Source organism: Pseudomonas sp. Kh14, assembly GCF_900291005.1.
In the GTDB taxonomy this organism is placed as follows: Bacteria; Pseudomonadota; Gammaproteobacteria; order Pseudomonadales; family Pseudomonadaceae; genus Aquipseudomonas; species Aquipseudomonas alloputida.
On sequence record NZ_OLKJ01000244.1, the window covers coordinates 1 to 246 of the forward strand.

1 protein-coding gene is annotated in these 246 nt (G+C 64.2%); it reads left to right on the forward strand.

Going from position 1 to position 246, the window contains the following annotated elements; all coding sequences use genetic code 11:
- The coding region (locus FQ668_RS27990; RefSeq protein ID WP_144180842.1) for a DUF1456 family protein at window positions 1-246 on the forward strand (246 nt) is incomplete at both ends.

The following is a 246-nucleotide window of genomic DNA, read 5'->3' on the forward strand; positions in this document are numbered from 1 at the left end:
GCCCGGAACGGGTCATGGCGCACTTTCTCGACGGCCTGGTGATCTACCGCCGCGGCAAGGATGACAGCCGCCCGCCGCAGCCGATCGAGCTGCCGGTGACCAACAACCTCATCCTCAAGAAGCTGCGGGTGGCCTTCGAGCTCAAGGAAGACGACCTGCATGCCATCCTCAAGTCGGTCAACTTCCCGGTCAGCAAGCCCGAGCTCAGCGCACTGTTCCGCAAGGCCGGCCATGACAACTACCGCC